Origin of the sequence: Pristimantibacillus sp. PTI5, assembly GCF_048572955.1 — a bacterium.
Classification (GTDB): Bacteria; Bacillota; Bacilli; order Paenibacillales; family Paenibacillaceae; genus Pristimantibacillus.
Window position 1 is genome coordinate 4,377,863 of the sequence record NZ_CP183886.1, and the last position, 20,514, is coordinate 4,398,376.

10 protein-coding genes and 1 pseudogene are annotated in these 20,514 nt (G+C 50.5%); 10 read left to right on the forward strand and 1 reads right to left on the reverse strand.

The window, feature by feature from the left end:
* Positions 1–55: 55 nt before the first annotated feature.
* The 5 genes and pseudogenes from ACN6MW_RS19480 to ACN6MW_RS19500 form a co-directional block, all read left to right on the forward strand.
* A pseudogene (locus ACN6MW_RS19480) lies at positions 56–157 on the forward strand (DUF4183 domain-containing protein); the annotation flags it as partial.
* Positions 158–548: 391 nt separating this feature from the next.
* Positions 549–6,698 carry an InlB B-repeat-containing protein gene (locus ACN6MW_RS19485; RefSeq protein ID WP_419871689.1) on the forward strand — a complete coding sequence of 2,050 codons (6,150 nt, stop codon included), beginning with the start codon at positions 549–551 and terminating at the stop codon, positions 6,696–6,698.
* Positions 6,699–7,206: 508 nt separating this feature from the next.
* Positions 7,207–8,136: an ABC transporter permease gene (locus ACN6MW_RS19490; protein WP_419876393.1), complete on the forward strand. Its 930-nt coding sequence runs from the start codon at positions 7,207–7,209 to the stop codon at positions 8,134–8,136.
* Between the two features lie 15 nt (positions 8,137–8,151).
* On the forward strand, positions 8,152–9,060 hold the full coding sequence (locus ACN6MW_RS19495; protein ID WP_419871690.1) for a carbohydrate ABC transporter permease: 909 nt from the start codon (positions 8,152–8,154) through the stop codon (positions 9,058–9,060).
* Positions 9,061–9,101: 41 nt separating this feature from the next.
* On the forward strand, positions 9,102–10,721 hold the full coding sequence (locus ACN6MW_RS19500) for an extracellular solute-binding protein (protein ID WP_419871691.1): 1,620 nt from the start codon (positions 9,102–9,104) through the stop codon (positions 10,719–10,721).
* Positions 10,722–10,809: 88 nt separating this feature from the next.
* Here the strand turns inward: ACN6MW_RS19500 and ACN6MW_RS19505 are convergent, their stop codons facing one another.
* Positions 10,810–13,113, reverse strand: coding sequence for a helix-turn-helix domain-containing protein (locus ACN6MW_RS19505; protein ID WP_419871692.1), 2,304 nt, complete (start codon positions 13,111–13,113; stop codon positions 10,810–10,812).
* 201 nt (positions 13,114–13,314) lie between these two features.
* Between ACN6MW_RS19505 and ACN6MW_RS19510 the strand changes: the two genes are divergently transcribed.
* Genes ACN6MW_RS19510 through ACN6MW_RS19530 form a run of 5 tightly spaced genes read left to right on the forward strand, consistent with a single transcriptional unit; the run spans position 13,315 to position 20,265 of the window.
* Positions 13,315–14,601: an alpha-L-fucosidase gene (locus ACN6MW_RS19510; RefSeq protein ID WP_419871693.1), complete on the forward strand. Its 1,287-nt coding sequence runs from the start codon at positions 13,315–13,317 to the stop codon at positions 14,599–14,601.
* A 33-nt stretch (positions 14,602–14,634) separates the two neighbouring features.
* Positions 14,635–15,507: a sugar phosphate isomerase/epimerase family protein gene (locus ACN6MW_RS19515; protein ID WP_419871694.1), complete on the forward strand. Its 873-nt coding sequence runs from the start codon at positions 14,635–14,637 to the stop codon at positions 15,505–15,507.
* Positions 15,508–15,556: 49 nt separating this feature from the next.
* Positions 15,557–16,582: a carbohydrate-binding family 9-like protein gene (locus tag ACN6MW_RS19520; RefSeq protein WP_419871695.1), complete on the forward strand. Its 1,026-nt coding sequence runs from the start codon at positions 15,557–15,559 to the stop codon at positions 16,580–16,582.
* A gap of 6 nt (positions 16,583–16,588) precedes the next feature.
* Positions 16,589–19,231: a transglutaminase domain-containing protein gene (locus tag ACN6MW_RS19525; RefSeq protein WP_419871696.1), complete on the forward strand. Its 2,643-nt coding sequence runs from the start codon at positions 16,589–16,591 to the stop codon at positions 19,229–19,231.
* The gene (locus tag ACN6MW_RS19530; RefSeq protein ID WP_419871697.1) at positions 19,228–20,265 is read left to right on the forward strand and encodes a glycoside hydrolase family 18 protein; all 1,038 of its coding nucleotides are present in this window, start codon (positions 19,228–19,230) and stop codon (positions 20,263–20,265) included. Before ACN6MW_RS19525 ends, ACN6MW_RS19530 begins: the two co-directional genes overlap by 4 nt.
* The last annotated feature ends 249 nt before the right edge of the window (positions 20,266–20,514 follow it).

The following is a 20,514-nucleotide window of genomic DNA, read 5'->3' on the forward strand; positions in this document are numbered from 1 at the left end:
GTCACACGAATAAAAATAAACCCTTCATATTTGCGGCGCAAGAATCCTTCCATCCGCATCAAATAGCAGCATGTATAATGTGTACATTAACGGAGTATTACAAATGCAAGGCATTTCGACGTATACCCCTGGTATTACGGCCGTTGGATCACTTGCCAACAGTTACAACATAATTCTAGCTATAAAAGTCTATATCAAAGCCCTTAACCGAGTCGGCCAAGGGCTTTTTTTTGCGTGTTCATAGCTAATTTAAACAGCATTTATACCAGCAGCATGATTTTCTTTTTTTACTTACTATATACAAAAATTAATTGTTGAGTTTGTCGAATTATAGTAAAAAAGCTCGTGATTTCTGATAGAATAGAACTATTCATATGTAATATTTTCTAGTTTTTATCATTCGCTAGCAGCTTGAATCGTTATGCTGTACCTGTATTTAGATGAGATCGGACTCGGAAAGGAGAATAAGTATAAGGCTGGCATGAATATTTTATTTATAGAACATAAGGCTTCTTGCGAAAACAAATGACAATCGGGGAGATTGGGAAATGAATAGAAACAAGTGGAAAAAAAGATTAGCTGCCATGATGACGTTAGTCATCCTGTTTGGCATGCTCCCGGCTTCGTATTTTGGCAGCGGGACGGTTCATGCGATTGCGGCGCAGGATGCTGTAGAGGGCTTAACCTGGACATCTAAATCATCCGGCGCCAGTACGGCTTTGCGGGCAGCAGCCTACGGGAATGGAAACTTTGTTGCGGTGGGAACGCCTCCTATGCCTTTTACAGGAAATAACGGCCCGATGCAGGCTGGAGATGTGTACAGGTCTTCGCCAAATGGCGAAACTTGGACAACTAATACAACAAACATATCTCATGAACTGAGAGGTGTAACCTACGGCAGCAATGGATTTGTAGGCGTAGGCTATTTCAGGGATTATTATTACGGCCAACAAAAGGATTACGGCCAAATTGCGACTTCCTCCAACGGAGTGAATTGGAACGTTCGGAGCTACGGTACAGGGAATGCCCTCTTTGGCGTTGCTTATGGTAGCGGCGTCTATGTGGCGGTTGGTGCTACCTATGATATCGATTTTAATGCGACGCCGGTTATTCTTACTTCGACTAACGGCTTGTCATGGACGCAGCGGTACTCTCAAGGGAGCGGCACCTTAAATGCGATCACGTATGGGAATGACCGCTTTGTTGCCGTAGGAAGTCTTGGCACGATCTTGACTTCTACCGATGGGGTGGCATGGTCGGCTGGCACCTCCACGATTACCACTAATATTCGGGGAGTTACTTACGGTGACGGTGTTTTCCTAGCGGTAGGCAGCAGCGGCAAAATCTTGACTTCTACTGATGGCCTAAACTGGACGCTTCGCAATCCGCCTGCGAGTCACGCGACTACAGCGCTTTGGGGAGCAGCTTACGGTAAAGGCACCTTCTTGATTGTAGGCAATAGCGGCACCATCTTGAGTTCGACCGATACGGTGACATGGACCGCTCGTACTTCAGGAACGACGAACACATTATACGCAGCCACCTATAATAACGAGACTTTTATGGTCGTAGGAGATTATGGAACCGTCTTAATTGCGCAATATAGATTGACGTATTTAGCGGGGAATGGCGGAAGTATAACCGGGACGGCAACGCAAGGCGTAACCCCGGGTGCAAGCGGAACGGCGGTTACGGCAACACCGAATACAGGCTATCATTTTGTTGACTGGAGTGACGGGGGAACCTCAGCTACCCGCACGGATAATAATATTACAGCCGATAAAAGCGTGACCGCGAATTTTGCGATTAATGTATATGCGCTTAACTATGCAGCAGGCTCGGGCGGCACCTTGACCGGCGCAGCTAACCAGTCTGTGGCCCATGGCTCGGACGGCACGGCCGTAACGGCTGTACCGAATGCGCATTATCACTTTACGGGCTGGAATGACGGCAATTTAAACGCCAACCGTACAGACACTAACGTGACGGGCGCTAAAAACGTGACCGCGAATTTTGCCATCGATACGTTCAACTTATCGTATTCGGCAAGCGCAGGAGGAAGCATAACCGGGGCGGCATCTCAGACCGTAATTTACGAAGCAAATGGAGCAGAGGTCACGGCAACTCCGGATACGGGTTATCATTTTGTAAGCTGGAGTGACGGTATTACAACTGAAAAACGTACGGATAATCAAGTGACTGCAAATAAAAGCGTGACGGCGAGCTTTGCCATCAATCAATACACGCTGGAATATGCGGCAGGTTCTAATGGAAGCCTGACCGGCACGGCATCCCAGACGGTAAACCATGGATCAAACGGCTCAGTGGTCACGGCTGTACCTGCAGTTGGGTACCATTTTGTCAATTGGAGCGACGGTATAACGACCGCAAGCCGCACGGATCTCAATGTAACAGGCAGCAAAAATGTAACGGCAAGCTTTGCGATTAATGCTTATTCGCTCGCTTATACCGCAGGAGCGGGCGGAAGCTTAACAGGCACGGCAGCGCAGACGGTGAACCATGGTTCAGATGGAACAACGGTAACGGCAATGCCTAATGTGGGCTATCATTTTATAGGCTGGAGCGACACTGTGCTGGACGCAAGCCGTAAGGACTTGAATGTTACAGGCAGCATCAACGCGACAGCAAACTTTATGATCAATGCTTATACGCTTAATTATTTAGCTGGAGACGGCGGAAGCATAAATGGTGCAGTATCGCAGACGGTGAACCACGGTTCGAGCGGCTCAGAAGTAACGGCCGTTCCAACAACAGGTTACCATTTTGTGAGCTGGAGTGATGGAGATTTATCCGCAAGCCGCACAGACAGCATTTTGACAGATAACAAAAGCGTTGCCGCGAGCTTTGCCATCAATGAGTATACGCTGTCTTATTCCGCGAATGCGGGCGGCAGCTTAACCGGTACGGTATCGCAAAACGTAAATCACGGTTCGAGCGGCTCAGTCGTAACAGCCGTTCCAGCAACAGGCTATCATTTTGTAAGCTGGAGCGACGGGGTTGCAACCGCATCTCGCACGGACAGCAATATCACAAGCGATCTCCAAGTGAGCGCGAGCTTCGCTATTAATCAATACACCCTTACTTATTCAGCTGACGCGAACGGCAGCATCTCAGGTTTGGCATCGCAGAATGTGAACCATGGCTCTGACGGGGATATGGTAACCGCAGCACCGCATGTTGGCTATCACTTTGTAAGCTGGAGCGATGGGGTACTTGACGCAAGCCGTACGGACCTTCAGGTGACGGGAAACAAGAGCGTGATGGCAAGCTTTGCCATCAATAAATATTCGCTTGCGTATTCTGCGCTAGCAGGCGGCACGATTAGTGGCTTGACCGCGCAGCAGGTGGACCACGGTTCAAACGGAGATGAAGTAACGGCCGTTCCAGATACAGGTTATCATTTTGTAAGCTGGAGTGACGGAGGAACAGTTGCAAGCCGTACGGACATGAATGTGACAGGAAACAAGAGCGTGACGGCGAGTTTTGCCATTAATGAATATACGCTTGCGTATGCTGCGGGCGCTAATGGAAGCCTGGAAGGCGACGCTTCCCAGTCCGTGAATCACGGATCGGACGGCACGACGGTAACCGCAAAACCGAATGACGGCTATCATTTTGTAAGCTGGAGTGACGGAGAAACAAACGCAAGCCGCACTGAGATTAATGTAACGGGAAACAAGAGCGTGACGGCGAGCTTTGCCATTAATGAATATACGCTTACTTATTTAGCTGGAGAAGGCGGAACTCTAACGGGTGAAGCATCGCAAACCGTGAACCACGGCGCGAGCGGAACGGGAGTTACCGCGAAGCCGAATGAGGGTTATCACTTTACAGGCTGGAGTGACGGTGGACAATCCGCGAGCCGTACGGACAGTAATCTAACGGGCAGCAAGACAGTAGCTGCAGGCTTTGCGATCAATGAATACACGCTGACTTATGCTGCGGGTGCCAACGGAAGCCTGGAAGGCTCTGCTTCCCAGACCGTGAACCATGGCTCAAGCGGGGAAAAAGTAACGGCATTACCGGCCGAAGGCTATCACTTTGTAAGCTGGAGTGACGGATTATTAGACGCGAGCCGGACAGACAGCAATATCGCAGGCAATATCCAAGTCACCGCAAGCTTTGCCATTAATGAATACGCGCTAAGCTATTTGGCAGGAACGGGCGGAAGTATCAATGGTTTGGCTAATCAGAATGTGAATCACGGGTCAACCGGAGCTATGGTAACGGCAGAACCTGATACGGGCTATCACTTTGTAAGCTGGAGCGATGGAGGGTTAAGCGCCAGCCGTACGGATATGCACGTAGCTGGGAACATGAGCGTGACGGCAAGTTTTGCCATCAATAACTATTCGCTGGCTTATGCAGCAGATGCAGGCGGCACGATCAGCGGTTCGGCGGCACAGCAGGCGGACCACGGTTCTGACGGATCAGAGGTAACCGCAGTTCCGGATACAGGCTATCACTTTGTAAGCTGGAGTGACGGGGAAATTGCAGCAAGCCGCACGGACATCAATGTGACTGGCGATATCCAAGTAACCGCAAGCTTCGCGATCAATGAATACACGCTTACCTATGCAGCTGGCTCCAACGGAAGCCTGTCAGGGACCGCTTCGCAGACCGTGAACCACGGATCAAGCGGATCGATGGTAACCGCGAATCCTGCGGAAGGCTACCATTTTGTAAGCTGGAGCGACGGGGAATTAAGCGCCAGCCGCACGGAGACGAATGTGAGCGGAAGCAAGAGCGTAACGGCGAGCTTCGCGATCAATGAATATACGCTGACTTATTTAGCTGGAGAAGGCGGAACTCTAACGGGTGAAGCATCGCAAACCGTGAACCACGGTGCGAGCGGAACGGGAGTTACCGTGACGCCGGACGAGGGCTATCACTTTATTGGCTGGAGTGACGGAGTAACCACTGCGGCCCGTATGGACAATAACGTGACAGACGACAAGAGCGTCACCGCAAACTTTGCTATTAATGAGTACAGCTTATCCTATTCGGCAGGCTTAAACGGCAGCTTGACGGGAACGGTTGCTCAGACTGTAGATCATGGTTTAAGCGGAACCGAGGTAACGGCAGTACCGGCTGAAGGCTACCATTTTGTAAGCTGGAGCGATAATCTGGCCGCGGCAAGCCGTACGGACAGCAGCGTTACAGGCAATATCCAAGTCACCGCAAGCTTTGCCATTAATGAGTATACGCTGACTTATACAACAAGTCCGGGTGGAACCCTGACAGGCACGGCATCCCAGCTGGTGAACCACGGTTCAAACGGCACCGAGGTAACGGCCGTTCCGGATCCGGGGTATTACTTTGCAGGCTGGAGTGACGGTGTAACATCCGATCGCCGAACGGACCTGCAGGTAACGGGCAATATTTCGGTTTCTCCGAAATTTTCGATGATCAGCTTACCGCCTGCTGCTAATACGGACGTTGAGGTTCTGGTGAACGGGAAGCCGCAATCCGTAGGAACCGTGACGAACTCATCGCGCGGGGAACAAACCGTAAAAACAATCGCATTAGATCCGGTGAAGCTGGAGCAAATGCTTGCGGATAACGGCGATGTCATTACCGTTCAGATGAATTCGAATGCAGACGTAGTGATTGCTGAGCTCACCGGGCAAATGATCAAGACCTTGGAGCAGAAGAAGTCGGTGCTCGTCATCAAGACCGAATTCGCAGCCTATACGCTGCCGGCGAATCAAATCGATATTAGCGAGGTTTCCAAGCAGCTTGGCAGCAATGTAAATCTTGCTGACTTGAAGATTCAGATCGAAATTTCCGAGCCTTCGGCGGACATGGTACAGGTCGTGGCAAACGCAGCGAATAAAAATAAATTTTCAATTGTTGTCCCTCCGCTTAATTTTAGTATTCAGGCGGTAAACGGGGATTCAACCATCGAAATAAGCAAATTCAAGGCATATGTTCAAAGAATGGTCGCCATACCTGACGGCGTAGACCCGAAAAAAATAACGACGGGTATTGTTGTTCAGCCGGATGGAACGGTACGCCATGTTCCAACCAAGGTTATTACCATTGACGGTAAGCATTATGCCGTGTTGAACAGCTTAACGAACAGCATCTATTCAGTCATTTCGAATCCGATTGCTTACACGGATGTCGCGAATCACTGGGCGAAGGACGCCGTAAACGATATGGGCTCGCGCAAGATCATTAACGGCGTGGGTGATAACCTATTCAAGCCCGATCTAGACATCACGCGCGCTGAGTTCGCGGCCATTATCGTTCGGGCATTAGGATTAAAGCTGGAGGATCAGCCAAATCCTTTCACGGACGTAAAGGCTTCGGATTGGTCCAGCAGCTACATTCAAACCGCCTATGCTAACAGCTTGATCAGCGGATTTGGAGAAGGCACATTCAGACCGACGGATAAGATTACCCGTGAACAGGCGATGACGATTATCGCGAAAATGATGAAGCTTACGGGTCTTCAAGTGAATCAGCAGGCCGTCGATGCCGAAAAACTGCTCAGCCCATACGCGGATCAAAACAAAATATCGGCTTGGGCGAGGGAAGGCGTCATCGCATGCTTGCAGACGGGAATCGTTTCCGGAAAAAATAGCAAGCAGCTTGCTCCGAAAGATTTTATATCCCGTGCCGAAGTTGCAACGCTTGTTCAAAGAATATTGCAGAAATCGGATTTGATTTAGTAGGATTTGTTTTCGGTGGTTTAACTCGAGAGGCTGTGCATGCGTTCACGAAACGCTGCGCGGCCTCTTTTTTTGATTTTCCGAATGAGGATAAACCCGGATTGCCATCATGAGGGCGATATGAGAAAACAAATGAAAACGCATACATGTTATTTTTGTTTTATTCTATTCCTTCACTGCCCGGAAAGGTTGTCTGATGGCCCTAAAACGATTGGTAAATCTTGCGGAGGCCGTTAAATGGCTGTTTTTAGAGCAAAAATGACACATAAACAGCTTTGTCAGAATAGTTGGAGTAATTCGTCATTTTGTATTTATTCATTAAAGTATGCGCTTTCACGCGAGACTGAAAATGACATATTTACGGTGTCTCCACATCTAGGCTATCGTTGTCCTTGTAAGCGATAGCAACTTTCGAATCCTGCAACGGATCACGAAGCTAAAGCAATGATAATGAAATCCGAAAGGAGTGACCCCTGTGCAGGAGGCAAAAGGAATCGCAACGGTCGGCATGCTGCCGGAGCCGGGGAAGGCCAAGAGCAGGATATGGCGAAGAGTCATTCAGAATTGGGAGCTGTATCTTTTCATAGCACCCGCATTTTTCTACTTCCTCATCTTCTCATACGGTCCGATGTACGGCATACAAATCGCATTCAAGAACTTCATTCCAACGAAAGGGGTTTTGGGCAGCCCATGGGTAGGGTTCGATCATTTTACCCGATTCTTTAATTCCTATTACTTCTGGGACTTGTTATGGAACACGCTGAGCATCAGCCTATATGAACTCGCGATCGGGTTTCCGATTCCGATTATTCTGGCACTGGCTTTCAATGAGCTGAAGGGCGGATTCTTTAAACGGATGGCCCAGACCGTGACCTACGCGCCGCATTTTATATCGGTCGTCGTTATGGCGGGGATGATTATTACGTTCTTGTCCCCCTCATCGGGCATTGTCACGCATCTAATCGAATGGCTCGGGTTTGACTCACCGGATTTCCTGACAGACCCTCAGTGGTTCAAGACCATGTACGTGTTCTCGGGTGTCTGGCAGAGCGCGGGTTGGGGAACCATTATTTATCTGGCAGCCCTGTCAGGTGTTGACCCTGGACTGCATGAAGCAGCGATTATTGACGGAGCCTCGCGCTTCCAAAGGGTTCGCCATATTAACATCCCGACGCTTATCCCGACGATGACCATTTTATTGATCCTCAATATGGGAAGCCTGCTCGGGGTAGGATTCGAGAAAATTTTGCTGCTGCAAAATTCGCTGAACATGGAATCATCGGATGTCATCTCGACTTTCGTTTACCGGTCGGGGCTTGTGGATGCCCAGTACAGCTTCTCGACGGCGATCGGCTTATTCAATTCCGTTATCAACGCGATTGTGTTAGTGGTTGTGAATCAAATTGTGCGACGTACCAACGAAAACAGCTTGTGGTAGAAGGAGGTGTGACCGATGACTTCGGGCGTAAAAGAAACCGGTCGTGATAAACTATTTCTTGTTTGCAACTATATTTATGTTTTTTTAGCCTTTATTATAGTGGCTTATCCTGTTATTTATATGATCAGTGCCTCCATCAGTGATCCGAAGCTGGTTGGTTCAGGCGAAATGTGGCTGTGGCCCAAAGGCATTACGTTTGAAGGCTACCAGCGAGTGTTCCAGAACGCAAGTATATGGACGGGTTACGGCAACACTATCCTTTATACGGTGGTAGGTACAGCGATCAACTTATTCGTTACGCTGCCGGCTGCTTATGCGCTGAGCCGGAAGGACTTTCTGGGACGGAACTTTTTTATGGGTATGTTCATGGTCACCATGTTCTTCGGCGGCGGCCTTGTGCCAAGCTATTTGCTCGTCAAAGAACTGGGAATGGTCAATACGATGTGGGCGATTGTCATCCCGTCAGCCGCCTCGATCTGGAACATCATTGTATCCCGCACGTTTTTTCAATCCTCGATTCCAAAAGAGCTGCAAGAAGCAGCGCAGATCGACGGATGCACCAATATACGGCTGTTCTTCAAAATCATTCTGCCGTTGTCGATGCCGATTATCGCGGTTATGGCCTTGTTTTATGGGGTCGGCAACTGGAACAGCTATTTCTCGGCGCTTATTTATTTGAACGATGCCGTGAAATATCCGCTGCAGCTTGTGTTGCGCCAGATTCTTGTTCTGCAGGAGATGTCGGCTCAAGGCGGGGGCACAATCGATGCTTCCACGGCGTCGGCGCTTAACAACAAGGCAGAGATTGCCGCGCTGGTTAAATACTCCGTTATTATCGTAGCGACTGCGCCGATTATCGCGATTTATCCGTTCCTGCAGCGTTACTTTGTGCAAGGTGTCATGATTGGTTCCGTTAAGGGCTGATCTTGCTCATAAATGATATGAAAAAGGGAGAGGGATTTTGGATGAAAAAGCTACGTAAAGCATCATCGCTTCTGCTTAGTCTCACGCTGCTCATCTCAGTATTAGCGGCTTGCGGCTCACCGAACGCGAACGATGAGGGTAATGCAAAAGGCAGCAATGCCGGCACCGAGACGGCGACATCCAATCAGGCTGAAGGGGTCAGCAAAGAAGGGTTCCCGATTGTAAGCGAACCGATTACGCTCAAAATGATGTCACAGGATGTCGGCGTTGCGGATTGGAACAAGATGCCTGTCCTACAAGAGATGGAGAAATTGACAGGCATCAAGCTGCAATACCAGAATGCCCCGCTAGACAGCTTTGCGACGAAGAAGAACCTTGTATTTGCCAGCGGTGATTTGCCGGATATTTTTTATGCAGCGGACCTAAAACCGGCAGAACAAGTGACTTACGGTTCCCAAGGCGTACTCATTCCTCTAGAAAAATACATTGATGAGGGTTATGCGCCTAATATCAAAAAAATCTTTGATGACCATCCGGATATCCGTAAGTCGTTTACGACGCCAGACGGCCATATCTATGCTTTGCCGAACATTGATTTAGCGGCTGTCTGGTATCGCGGCCCGATGTGGTATAACGGCAAGTTCTTGAAAGCACTTAATGCTGCGGAGCCTAAAACGACAGACGAATTATATGACTATTTGAAGCGTGTAAAAGATGAGGATGCGAACGGTAACGGGAAGCAGGATGAAATTCCGCTCACCTCCGTGAAGCTGGATGATTTGCGGATGTACTTCCTCGGCTTCTGGGGCATTTACGACGAGGTCGTCTATGCCGATAAGGATGGCAAAGTGCATTATACGCCGCAAGAAGAAGGCTATAAAGGTTACTTAACGTTCCTGAACCGTTTATGGAAAGAGGAACTGCTCGACCATGAGACCTTCTCGCAAACGGACGAACAGAAGAAGGCGAAAGGGAAAAACAACCAAGTTGCCGTCTTCAACGACTATTTCCCATACTTTACGCTAGGCGGCGAGCCAAGCGAGGACAACCCGTTGATGACGCCTGTGAAAAGCGAAATTGCCGATTCTCCGGTCTATGGCAAACATCCCGGCATATCGGCGAACGGTACCTTTGCGATCACGAGCAGCAATCCGGCCCCAGAGGCAACGATGCGTTGGGTAGATTACCTTTACAGCTATGAAGGCGCTACCTTGTTTAACCAAGGTCCAGAGAACCTGCTCTGGAAATACAAGAATAAGGAAACGCATGAGAAGGAATGGCTTCCGGTCCCAGGCGGCGTCGACCGTGAAGAATACCGCGGAACGATTACGCCAAACTATGGGATCCTTACGCCGGGCATGAGCTCCAGCGAGCTTTCCGTGGGTCTTCGCAGCGATTTCGACTTATGGATCGATAAGCAAAATGCGGAAAAGCTTACGCCGATCGCAAAATCGCCTTACCCTAACGTTTATTTGACAAATGAAGAGCAAACCGAGGCATCCGCTTTGTTATCCGATCTGGATACGTACGTTCAACAGATGGAAGCGAAGTTCGTAACCGGCCAGGAGTCGCTGGCCAATTGGGATAAGTATCTGGCTCAAATTAAAAAAATGGGCGGCGACCGCATTGCCGAGCTTTATCAAAGCGCGTACGACAGATAACGCCTAGGCAGCAAATCGATCCAAGCATGAAGCAAGAAGCCAAAATAACCCGGTCATGCATAATGATGACCGGGTGTTGTTTTATCTTTTAGGATTCGTCGTCCAGGTCGGAAGCTGACTCAGCCGGCCCATTCTCCCCGTAAAGCTTGCGGTATTGCCCAGGCGTATAACCGGTTTCCTTCTTGAACTTCCGGATAAAGTTAGGCGTGTCCAGATAGCCGACCTGAATAATGATTTCTTTGAGCGGTGCATTCGTCGTCTTTAGATGGCGCATCACCTCATCCATTCTTTTTTGCCAAATATATTGGATGAAGTTAAGGCCCATCTTTTCCTTGAAGGACCGGCTGACATGCGAAGGCGAGATCGCAAACTCGAAAGCGATCGTTTCGAGACTGAGCGTATGGTCCGCGTAATGATCATCGATGTAGGAGACAATCCGGTCGATCTGCGTTTGCTCTTCTTTCTGGTTGTTACGCTCCACTTGCTTGCAGATTCGGGAGGCGAGATTCAGAAAGCCGCTCTCGAGCTCATCCAGAGAATTACTGTAAATCATATTCGGCGCCATTTCCTGCATCAAATTATGAATGCCGAGCTCGGATGCGGTTTTCAGCATCGTATTTAGAATATCAAAGCAAATGCAGCGTTTGAGCAAGGCAGACAGCTCGGATGATTGCAGGCTCTGGATTGACGCGCTGATCATCTGCGAAGCCACATCATAGCTTCCCTGCTTCAAGCTCTGAGAGAGCTTGAGCAGCGAGTGATTCGGAATCCAAAACGTATGATCCGGCGCGTAGAGCAGCTTCTCGAAATAAGTGACGGTGCCATGGCCGCTGGATGTACGCAGCTCGAAGGCGGAGCAGGCCTCGATAAACGACTGGTTCAACTGATCCGGACTTGAATAGCAGGTTCCGACGCCAATCGTGGGAATCAAATCGAACGTTTCCAGCATGTTGCAGCGCACGGCTTCGACGATGTGACGGACAGGCGTGAATTCCTGCTCCGCCTGATTGCTGTTAAAGCTGATAATGAGCGCGATTTGATCCAACTGCGGAAGCTCTACGCCGTAGGCATGGGCTGCCAGCTCCGGGAATTCAATCTGGGCAAGCAGCTCGATCATTTCCTTCCGTTCCTGCCGCTCGTCCTGCGTATCCTCCATGTCGCCCCATCCAATCACCATAACGAAGTGATGGGTCCGGTCGAAATGAAGATCGAAAGCTTCTTGAAGCTCCGGCGTGAGGCTTTGCGCATTGCCGTATTTGAGGAGCATGGACAAGAAGTGATTGCGGGCATAAGGCTCTTGAAGATCGATGCGCGAGCTGTATTCCTGAAGCGCCGTTCGGATCCGGTCAAGTTCGTTGCCGGTTGCTGTTGTTCCGTCTGCCGGATGCCTAGGCTTGGATTTGGAATTGGCGAACTCGACAAGCGTAGAAATAGGCTGGTATTGCATCCTGGCCAGCAATAGGGCGATAGCGGCGCCAACGATCACGACAATGATGAACAACATGACGATGAAGCTCCGAACATGGACGACGCTGCTGAAAAATTGCGCGCTCGGCATAACGGTCACGTACGTCCAGCCGTTGTTCTCCGACGTTACGGATACGATCGAATGCGGTTTGCTGTTTAATAGCTTGTCATGAATGCCAGGCGAGAGACCGAAAAGGGACTTCGCCTCTGCATTTCCCAAAGCTTCTCCCTGCCTATTGTCGACAAGAATTTGGCCCTTGTTGTCCAGGATATAGGTTATGCCTTGATAATTGCCTAGAATCGAATCGATTAAGCTCGTGAGCTCGGATTTCTTGATGAGATACATGATCGTTCCGTGCGGATTGGGATTGTAAGGCGTAATCGGAATAAGATAAGCCAGCATCGATTCCTGAAGGCTTGCGTTGCGTACGACGGTATCGGCTGGACGCATCGTCGGAAATTTGGCGTTGTTCAAGTCTTGCAAAATCGAATCTTTCTTCCATTTGCTGAAGCTGAAGCTTTTTGCAAAGACGTCGAAGCTTGAAAGTCCCTTGGCCGAGTAAATCTTCTCATCCTTGTGAAAATACAAGAACAACTCGTCAATGATCGAGCTGGTTGCTTTATATTGATCCAACGCTTCAATCGCTTCCCCGCTGTAATAGGCATCATGGACCCGAAACGGAGTCAGCCTCTTGTCATAGGAGATGCGGGAAGCAATTTCGCCCAGCTCTTTCATTCGGCCGTCAATAATAACTTTGGTCTGCGTTAATTGATTGAGGCGGGATTGCTCGATTTCGGAACGTAGATTAGAGACTGCGCTTTGATAGATGAAGATCGTCATGAGAACTAAGGGAATAAGTAAAATAAACAAGTAGGACCAGATATATTTTAAAAACAGTTTGGATTTAAAGTAGTTCCTTTTCATCGATTCTGCCTCCTGTTATTTACCGATCCTTTTAGTTGATTCCTATCATACCAACAAATTTACTATTTGGACATAGAGCGAAAAATACTAAAAAGGACATCAAGGGCGGACTCGTTGTCCGGCTTGGGGAGAGTAAAGGTTTAGATGAGGCACCGATAGCGCAAGTAATTCGCATTAATTAAACGAGAGGGGAAATGAAATATGCAAAAGTGGTTCCAGGAGGCCAAGCTCGGAATTTTCATCCATTACGGCATCTATGCCGTAGACGGGGTTGCGGAGTCATGGTCCTTCTATAACGGGAGAATGTCCTATGACGATTACATGAAACAATTGGACGGGTTCACGGCATCGAAATTCGATGCGGACAAATGGGCGGATTTGATTGAAAAATCGGGCGCCAAATATGCGGTCCTTACGACCAAGCACCATGACGGCGTAGCTTTATGGGACACGCAGTACAGCGATCTAAACGTTGTCAAGAAGACGCCGGCGGAAAGGGATCTGGTTAAAGAATACGCGGAAGCCATTACGAAAAGAGGGATTCGTCTAGGGATGTATTACTCGCTGATCGACTGGTCGCATCCCGATTATCCGAGCGTTTTTGAAGGAGGCAAGGTTCCTGATGATTTGGGCAAAGCCAACCGGTTCTCGAATCCGGTCGACGGCGTTCAGGATGAAGAAAAATGGAATCAATTCCTGCAGTTTAACAATGATCAGCTGAAGGAGATTTTAACGAACTACGGGAAGGTCGATCTGCTCTGGTTCGACGGAGACTGGGAACGAACGGCGGAGCAGTGGAATTTGCCTGCGTTCAAGCAGTATTTGCAGTCGTTCAACCCCGATATCATTATCAACTCGCGTCTGCAAGGCCATGGGGATTACAAAACGCCGGAGCAGGGCATTCCGATTACGAGGCCGGAGGGGCCGTGGGAGTTCTGCACCACAATAAATACTTCTTGGGGATACGTCCCTACGGATCACAAGTATAAATCGTTGAACCAGATCATTCGGATGTTCTGCGATTGCATTACTTTGGGGGGCAATATGCTGCTCGATATCGGACCGATGGAAGACGGAACGGTAGATAAGCGGCAGGAGGATATTTTGCTGGGGCTCGGCGAGTGGATCCGAACGCATGAGGAAGCCGTATTTGGAACGGATGAAGGCATTATGACGAGGTATTATTTAGGCGGAAGCACGGTCTCGAAGGACAAGAAGACTTTGTACCTCTTCGTTTACGACGACCCGAAGGAGAGCCTCTGCCTGAAGGGCCTATGTAATCCGATTAAAAAAATTACGGTACTTCATTCCGGCAAAGAGCTCTCGCATGAAATTCATGGCGGCGTGCCGTGGTTCAATATCCCGGGTACGACATGGATCTCGATGACGGCAGAAGATGCCCATGAGCAGGTTACGGTCCTTAAGCTTGAATTTGACGAAGAGCTGGAGATGTACGGCGGCTCCGGAGCCGTTGTCACGCATAACTAGCAAACCAAATGGATCTCCAAGGAGGCAGGAACGATGAAGATTGGATTAAGCTCTTATAGTCTATTAAAAGCGATTAAAGCAGGAGAGATGGGCATCTTGGATGTGATCCGCTGGGTTGCGGATAACGGCGGAGAGCATTTGGAGCTTGTTCCTTACGGATACACGCTGGTGGATAATCCCGAGCTGGCGGATGCGGTCCGCAAAACCGCGAAGGAAGCGGGCATTGCGTTGTCTAACTACTCCATGCCGGCGAATTTTGTGCAAGACACGGAAGCTTTGTTCAATGAGGAGGTTGCCCGGGTCAAGCAGCATGTCGATCTTGTGCACCGGCTCGGCATGAACCATATGAGGCATGACGTTACCGCGTTTACGATACCGCAAGAGAAAATGAGCATCCAGTGGTTCGAAGATCATCTCCCTCTCATGGTGAAGGGCAGTCAGCTCATCGCGGACTATGCTGCGGAGTACGGCATTACGACAACGATCGAGAACCACGGCTTCAGCGTGCAGTCCAGTGACCGGGTACAGCGTGTCCTGCATGCGGTCAATCGCCCGAATTTCAAAACGACGCTAGATATCGGCAATTTCATGTGCGTGGACGAAGATTCAATTATTGGCGTGAATAAGAACCTGCCCTATGCTTCGCTCATTCACTTCAAGGATTTCTATTTCCGTCCGTATGACCAGGATCCGGGCGGCGGCGAGTGGTTCTTGACCTCGAACGGGAACTATTTGCGCGGCGCAATTGTTGGGCACGGGGATATTGAAATTCGAAAAATCGTCAAGCTCATCAAGGAGTCAGGCTACGACGGGTATATCACGATTGAGTTCGAAGGGATGGAAGAGTGCAAATCGGCCTCCCGCATCGCAATGGACAATCTGCGGCGCTTCTGGGACGAATGTTAACAATAAGCGGGATTCATAGATTCATACAGAAAAGAAACGAGGGAATGGCATGAATTTAAACGGAGTGCCGGAGCCGAAGCTCGAATATGCTCCAAAACATTATATTTGCAAGCGTGCCGCGGAGCCGCTCCTGATCGACGGATGTGTCGATAAGCCGTTCTGGGCAGCGGCGGACTGGACGGAGGATTTCGTCGATATCGAAGGCGACCTGCGTCCGAGGCCTGCGAAGCGTACCCGTGTGAAAATGCTGTGGGACGACGACTATTTTTATTTTGCGGCGGAATTGATGGAAGACCAAATATGGGCGACGTTGACGGAACGGGATTCGGTTATTTTTTATGATAATGATTTTGAAATTTTCATAGATCCGGACGGAGATTCCCATCACTATTACGAGTTTGAGATCAATGCGCTGAACACCGTTTGGGATCTGCTGCTCATTAAGCCATACCGGGATGGAGGCCCTCCGGTTAACGGCTGGGATATAAGCGGGCTTCTGACGGCGGTGCATATCGACGGGGAGCTGAACAAGCCGGGCGCTTCGAATCGGAAGTGGAGCCTGGAGGCGGCGATGCCTTGGAAAAGCTTGCGTGAATGCGCGGCCGAAGCGAAGCCGCCGGCAAACGGCGAGTTTTGGCGCGTTAATTTCTCCCGCGTCGAATGGCAGGCAGAGGAGCAGGACGGCGAATACCGCAAGGTCGTTAATCCGGATACTGGGAAGCATTATCCGGAGGATAACTGGGTGTGGTCTCCGATGGGCATTGTTAATATGCATTATCCGGAGCTGTGGGGTTATGTCGTATTCGCGGGCGAAGACGGCCCGGAATCGTTCGAGCTGCCGCCGGATGAACGGATCAAGTGGGAGCTTCGCAAGCTCTATTACCGTGAGCGCAATTACTTCGCCAGCCACGGCAATTTTACAAGCGATGTGAAAAGGTTTATGCATGACGACGAGCATTGGGTGATTAAGCCTGTGATTGAGACGACCAGCTCCCTATTTCAGATCTCTGCGCCATCGGCGGATGGCCATTCCAGATTCTGCATTAGAGAAGACGGAAAGTTATGGAAGGAGTGAGTACGAATGACCCTACAGAGCTCTGTATTCTCATTGGATCAGAAAGCAATGGACCATATCGAGCGTAAGTTCCGCGAGAAACAGCGGATCGCTGCGGCAAGAGCACAGGAGCTGTTCGGTATTTTTCAGCAGAAGCTGACCGAGGAAGAAACCTGGGCGCTCAAATTTTTATTTGCCTATATGCCGGTAAACGATTTGGCCGATTATGACGGATCGTTATTTTTAAGCCATGTACGCCAAACGTTGGACATTCGGGGCCGTGTTCCTTGGGGAGAGCGCGTTCCCGATCATCTTTTTCTCCACTTTGTGCTGCCGTACCGGGTAAACACGGAAAATATCGAGGATTCCCGGGGCATTTTGTACAGCGAATTGGCGGCTCGCACTTCGCATTTGTCTATGGCGGATGCGATTCTGGAGACGAACTACTGGTGCCATGAGAAAGCGAATTATACGGGAAGCGATTTGCGAACGGTCTCGCCGCTGACAATGATGCGGACTGCGCGGGGCCGCTGCGGCGAGGAGTCGACGCTTGCGGTTGCTGCGCTTCGCAGCATTGGCATTCCCGCAAGGCAGGTGTATACGCCGCGCTGGGCGCATTGCGATGATAACCACGCATGGGTAGAAGCATGGGCCGACGGCAGGTGGCACTACATCGGGGCTTGCGAACCGGAAGCGCGCCTGAATCAAGGGTGGTTCAGTCCGCCTGCCCGGCGGGCCATGCTGATCAACACGCGGATATTCGCAAATTATTCCGGTCCGGAGGACATCACGCTCGCCGACGAGTGGTTTACGGAAATCAATTTGTTGGAGGGCTACGCGCCTGCAAGAACCATTACTGTTCATGTAAAGGACGGGCAAGGCAGACCGGCTCTCGGAGCTGAAGTCTTCTTCGAGCTATACAATATGGCAGAATTTTACCCGATAGCAGCGCTGCCGACAAACGAGCAGGGGAAGGCCTCGTTTAAGACGGGCTTCGGGGACCTCATGGTTCGCGCAGTAAAGGATGGCATATGGGCCGAGAAGAAGATTGCGGCCGCAGACGGCGAGCGCTTCGAGCTTGTGCTGGATCAGGCGGGGCAGCCAAGCGGAACGGCGGATTTTGACATGGTTCCGCCGCCGGAGCTTCCAGGAGAGGCGGCCGATCCGCTAACCGAGGAGATGATCCTTCGGCATAACCGGCGCCTGGAAGAAGGCACGGAAATTCGAAGCCGATATGAGCAAACCTTTATGGATGAAGAGCAAGCGGTGGAGCTCGCCGAAGCTGCGGGGCTTTCGCGGGAGCGGGTGTGGGATGTGCTGCGCAAGGCGCGCGGGAACAGCCGGGAGATAGCGGCGTTCCTGCGGGAACGCTCATCCCAATATGGAGAGTATCCGCTGCGCCTGTTAGAGAGCATGAACGAGAAGGATCTTACGGATACTTTCCGCCCAGCGCTTGACGATCATCTCATCGGCTCCCTGGCACAGCGCGATGAGCTTCCGGAGGATCTATTCAACCGTTATATCCTTTGTCCTCGCGTATTATACGAGATGATTAAGCCTTATAAGCGTTTTTTCCAAGATTTGTTCACCGAAGAGGAAGCGCGATCGTTCCGGGAGGATCCGATGGCGCTTGCCTGCATGCTGGATTCAGAGTGGGAGATCAGGGAGGATCTGCCCAATCTGCGGGGCAAGGGAAACCCCGTAGGCAGCTTCCAATTAAAGAAGGGCGACCGCGTTTCTTTGGATATTTTGTTCGTGGCGATTTGCCGCAGCCTTGGCATTCCGTCACGCTTGCATCCGAGCGAGCAGAAGCCGCAATTTTGGATGGGCGGCAGCTGGCAGGATGCTATGTTCACTCAAGGATGTAAGCTTCAAACGAAGAAAAAGGATAATGGAACGCTTCGTTTGCTGCCGGATGCCGAGCTGCGGACAGAATCACCCGCTCCCTCGTACTCCGAGAATTTCACGTTCGGCCGGCTGGAGAACGGAAGCTACAAGACGCTTAGCTACCCTTACGGGAAATCGGATGGATTTGAACAACCGTTCGAGGTCGAAGAAGGTTCTTACCGCATGACCTCGGGCATTCGCTTGAAGGACGGTACCGTTCGCGTACGCTTCACGTATTTCACGGTGCGAGCTGGGGAACAAACGGATTGCAGATTGACATTCCGCGAGCCGATGCTCGATATCCCCGTGCTGGGGACGATGAATCGGAATAGCGCGCTCCTTACGGGGAATGGCACCGTGAAGACGCTGGGTGAGCTGATCGGCATGAGCGGGGCGATTGTCGCTTGGCTGGAACCGGAACGGGAGCCAACCAAGCATTTGATCCGTGAGATCAGCGAGCTTGCCGAGCCTTTGACGGAGCTCGGAGCGCCGATCGTCCTCGTTGTCGGCGAATCCGAGTGGTCCGCGTCGTTCGATCCGGCCAGCTATCCGTGGCTGCCGTCGAACGCGGTATTTGTCCGGGATTCCGACTATGCGTCGTTACCCGGCTTTATTTCCGAGCCGTCAGCCAGCGAAGCGGGTTTCCCGCATCTCTTCGTGCTGGACGGCCAAGACCAAATTCGATATACCGCATCAGGCTATAAAATCGGTACCGGAAAAGAAGCTTTGCAAATTCTAACCAGCATACGGCAGCAGCCAGCGGAACGGAGCGATAAGCAATGACGAAAAAGAAATATATTGTGGCGGGTTATGCCGCCGATTCGAAGCTTCAAGGCATTACGCGGGAAGATTTGATGAAGCTGACCCATCTGAATGTGGCCTTCGGCCATGTGCGCAATGATGAGATTTCTACGGACCATTTGAAGCATACGGATCATCTTAAAAAAATCAAACAGGAGTTTCCGCAGCTGACGATCCTATTGTCCGTCGGAGGCTGGAGCGCCGGCGGATTCTCGGAAGCGGCGTCTACGCTTGAGGGGAGAACCCGCATGGCCGACTCGGCGGTTCGCGTATTGACCGATTATCCGTTCGACGGGATCGATCTGGACTGGGAATACCCCTGCTATGGCGAAGCCGGCATCGCGTCGAGTCCGGCGGATAAAACCAACTTTACCCTGCTTCTAAAGACGATGCGTGAAGCATTGGATCGCAAAGGCGCAAGCGATAAACGGCATTACCTGCTCACCATTGCGGCAGGCGCGGATCAATATTACGTAGATGGCACGGAGATGGAAGAGGTCCAGCAGTATTTGGATTTTGTGCAATTGATGACCTACGATATGCGCGGCGGCTTTCAAATTTTGACGGGCCACCATACGAATCTGTATACGCCAACCGGGGATTTGTTCCGTATCAGCGTGGACGCTTCCGTTAACCTGTTCATGCGGGCAGGCGTGCCGAAGGAGAAAATCGTCATTGGCGCGGCATTCTATTCCAGGCAATGGCAGCAGGTTCCGGACCGCGCTAACGGGCTTCACCAAATGGCTGGAAGCACAGGCGGCTATGGGCCGGATTTTACGGCATTGGCGGCGGAATACATCGATAAAAACAACTATGTGAGGTACTGGGACGATGAAGCCAAGGCACCGTACCTCTATGACGGCAGCAGCTTCATCTCCTATGAGGATGAGCAATCGCTGCAGCACAAATGCGATTACGTCAAGCAAAATGAGCTGGGCGGCGTCATGTTCTGGGAATACAGCTGTGACGAGACGCACAGGCTGCTCGAGGCGATTGCTCAGGGGCTTAAGGCTTAGCGTTAGGCCATAGGATAAAGGCGGGAGCCCTAACCTTCGAGGTTAGGGCTTTTTTATTTTACGGGTGTTCATTCCCCGCCAAGGAAGAGATTTACAAACACGCTGCCATAACATTCGAAATGTTGGCTTTGTATCCTTTATGGGAATTTCAGAAAAACCTATAATGATCCTACAGACATGAAAGCGCATACAAAAAATGCTTTTAGCTTCTACACTCATGAAGGAGGAAAAGAAATGAAGCAAAGGTTT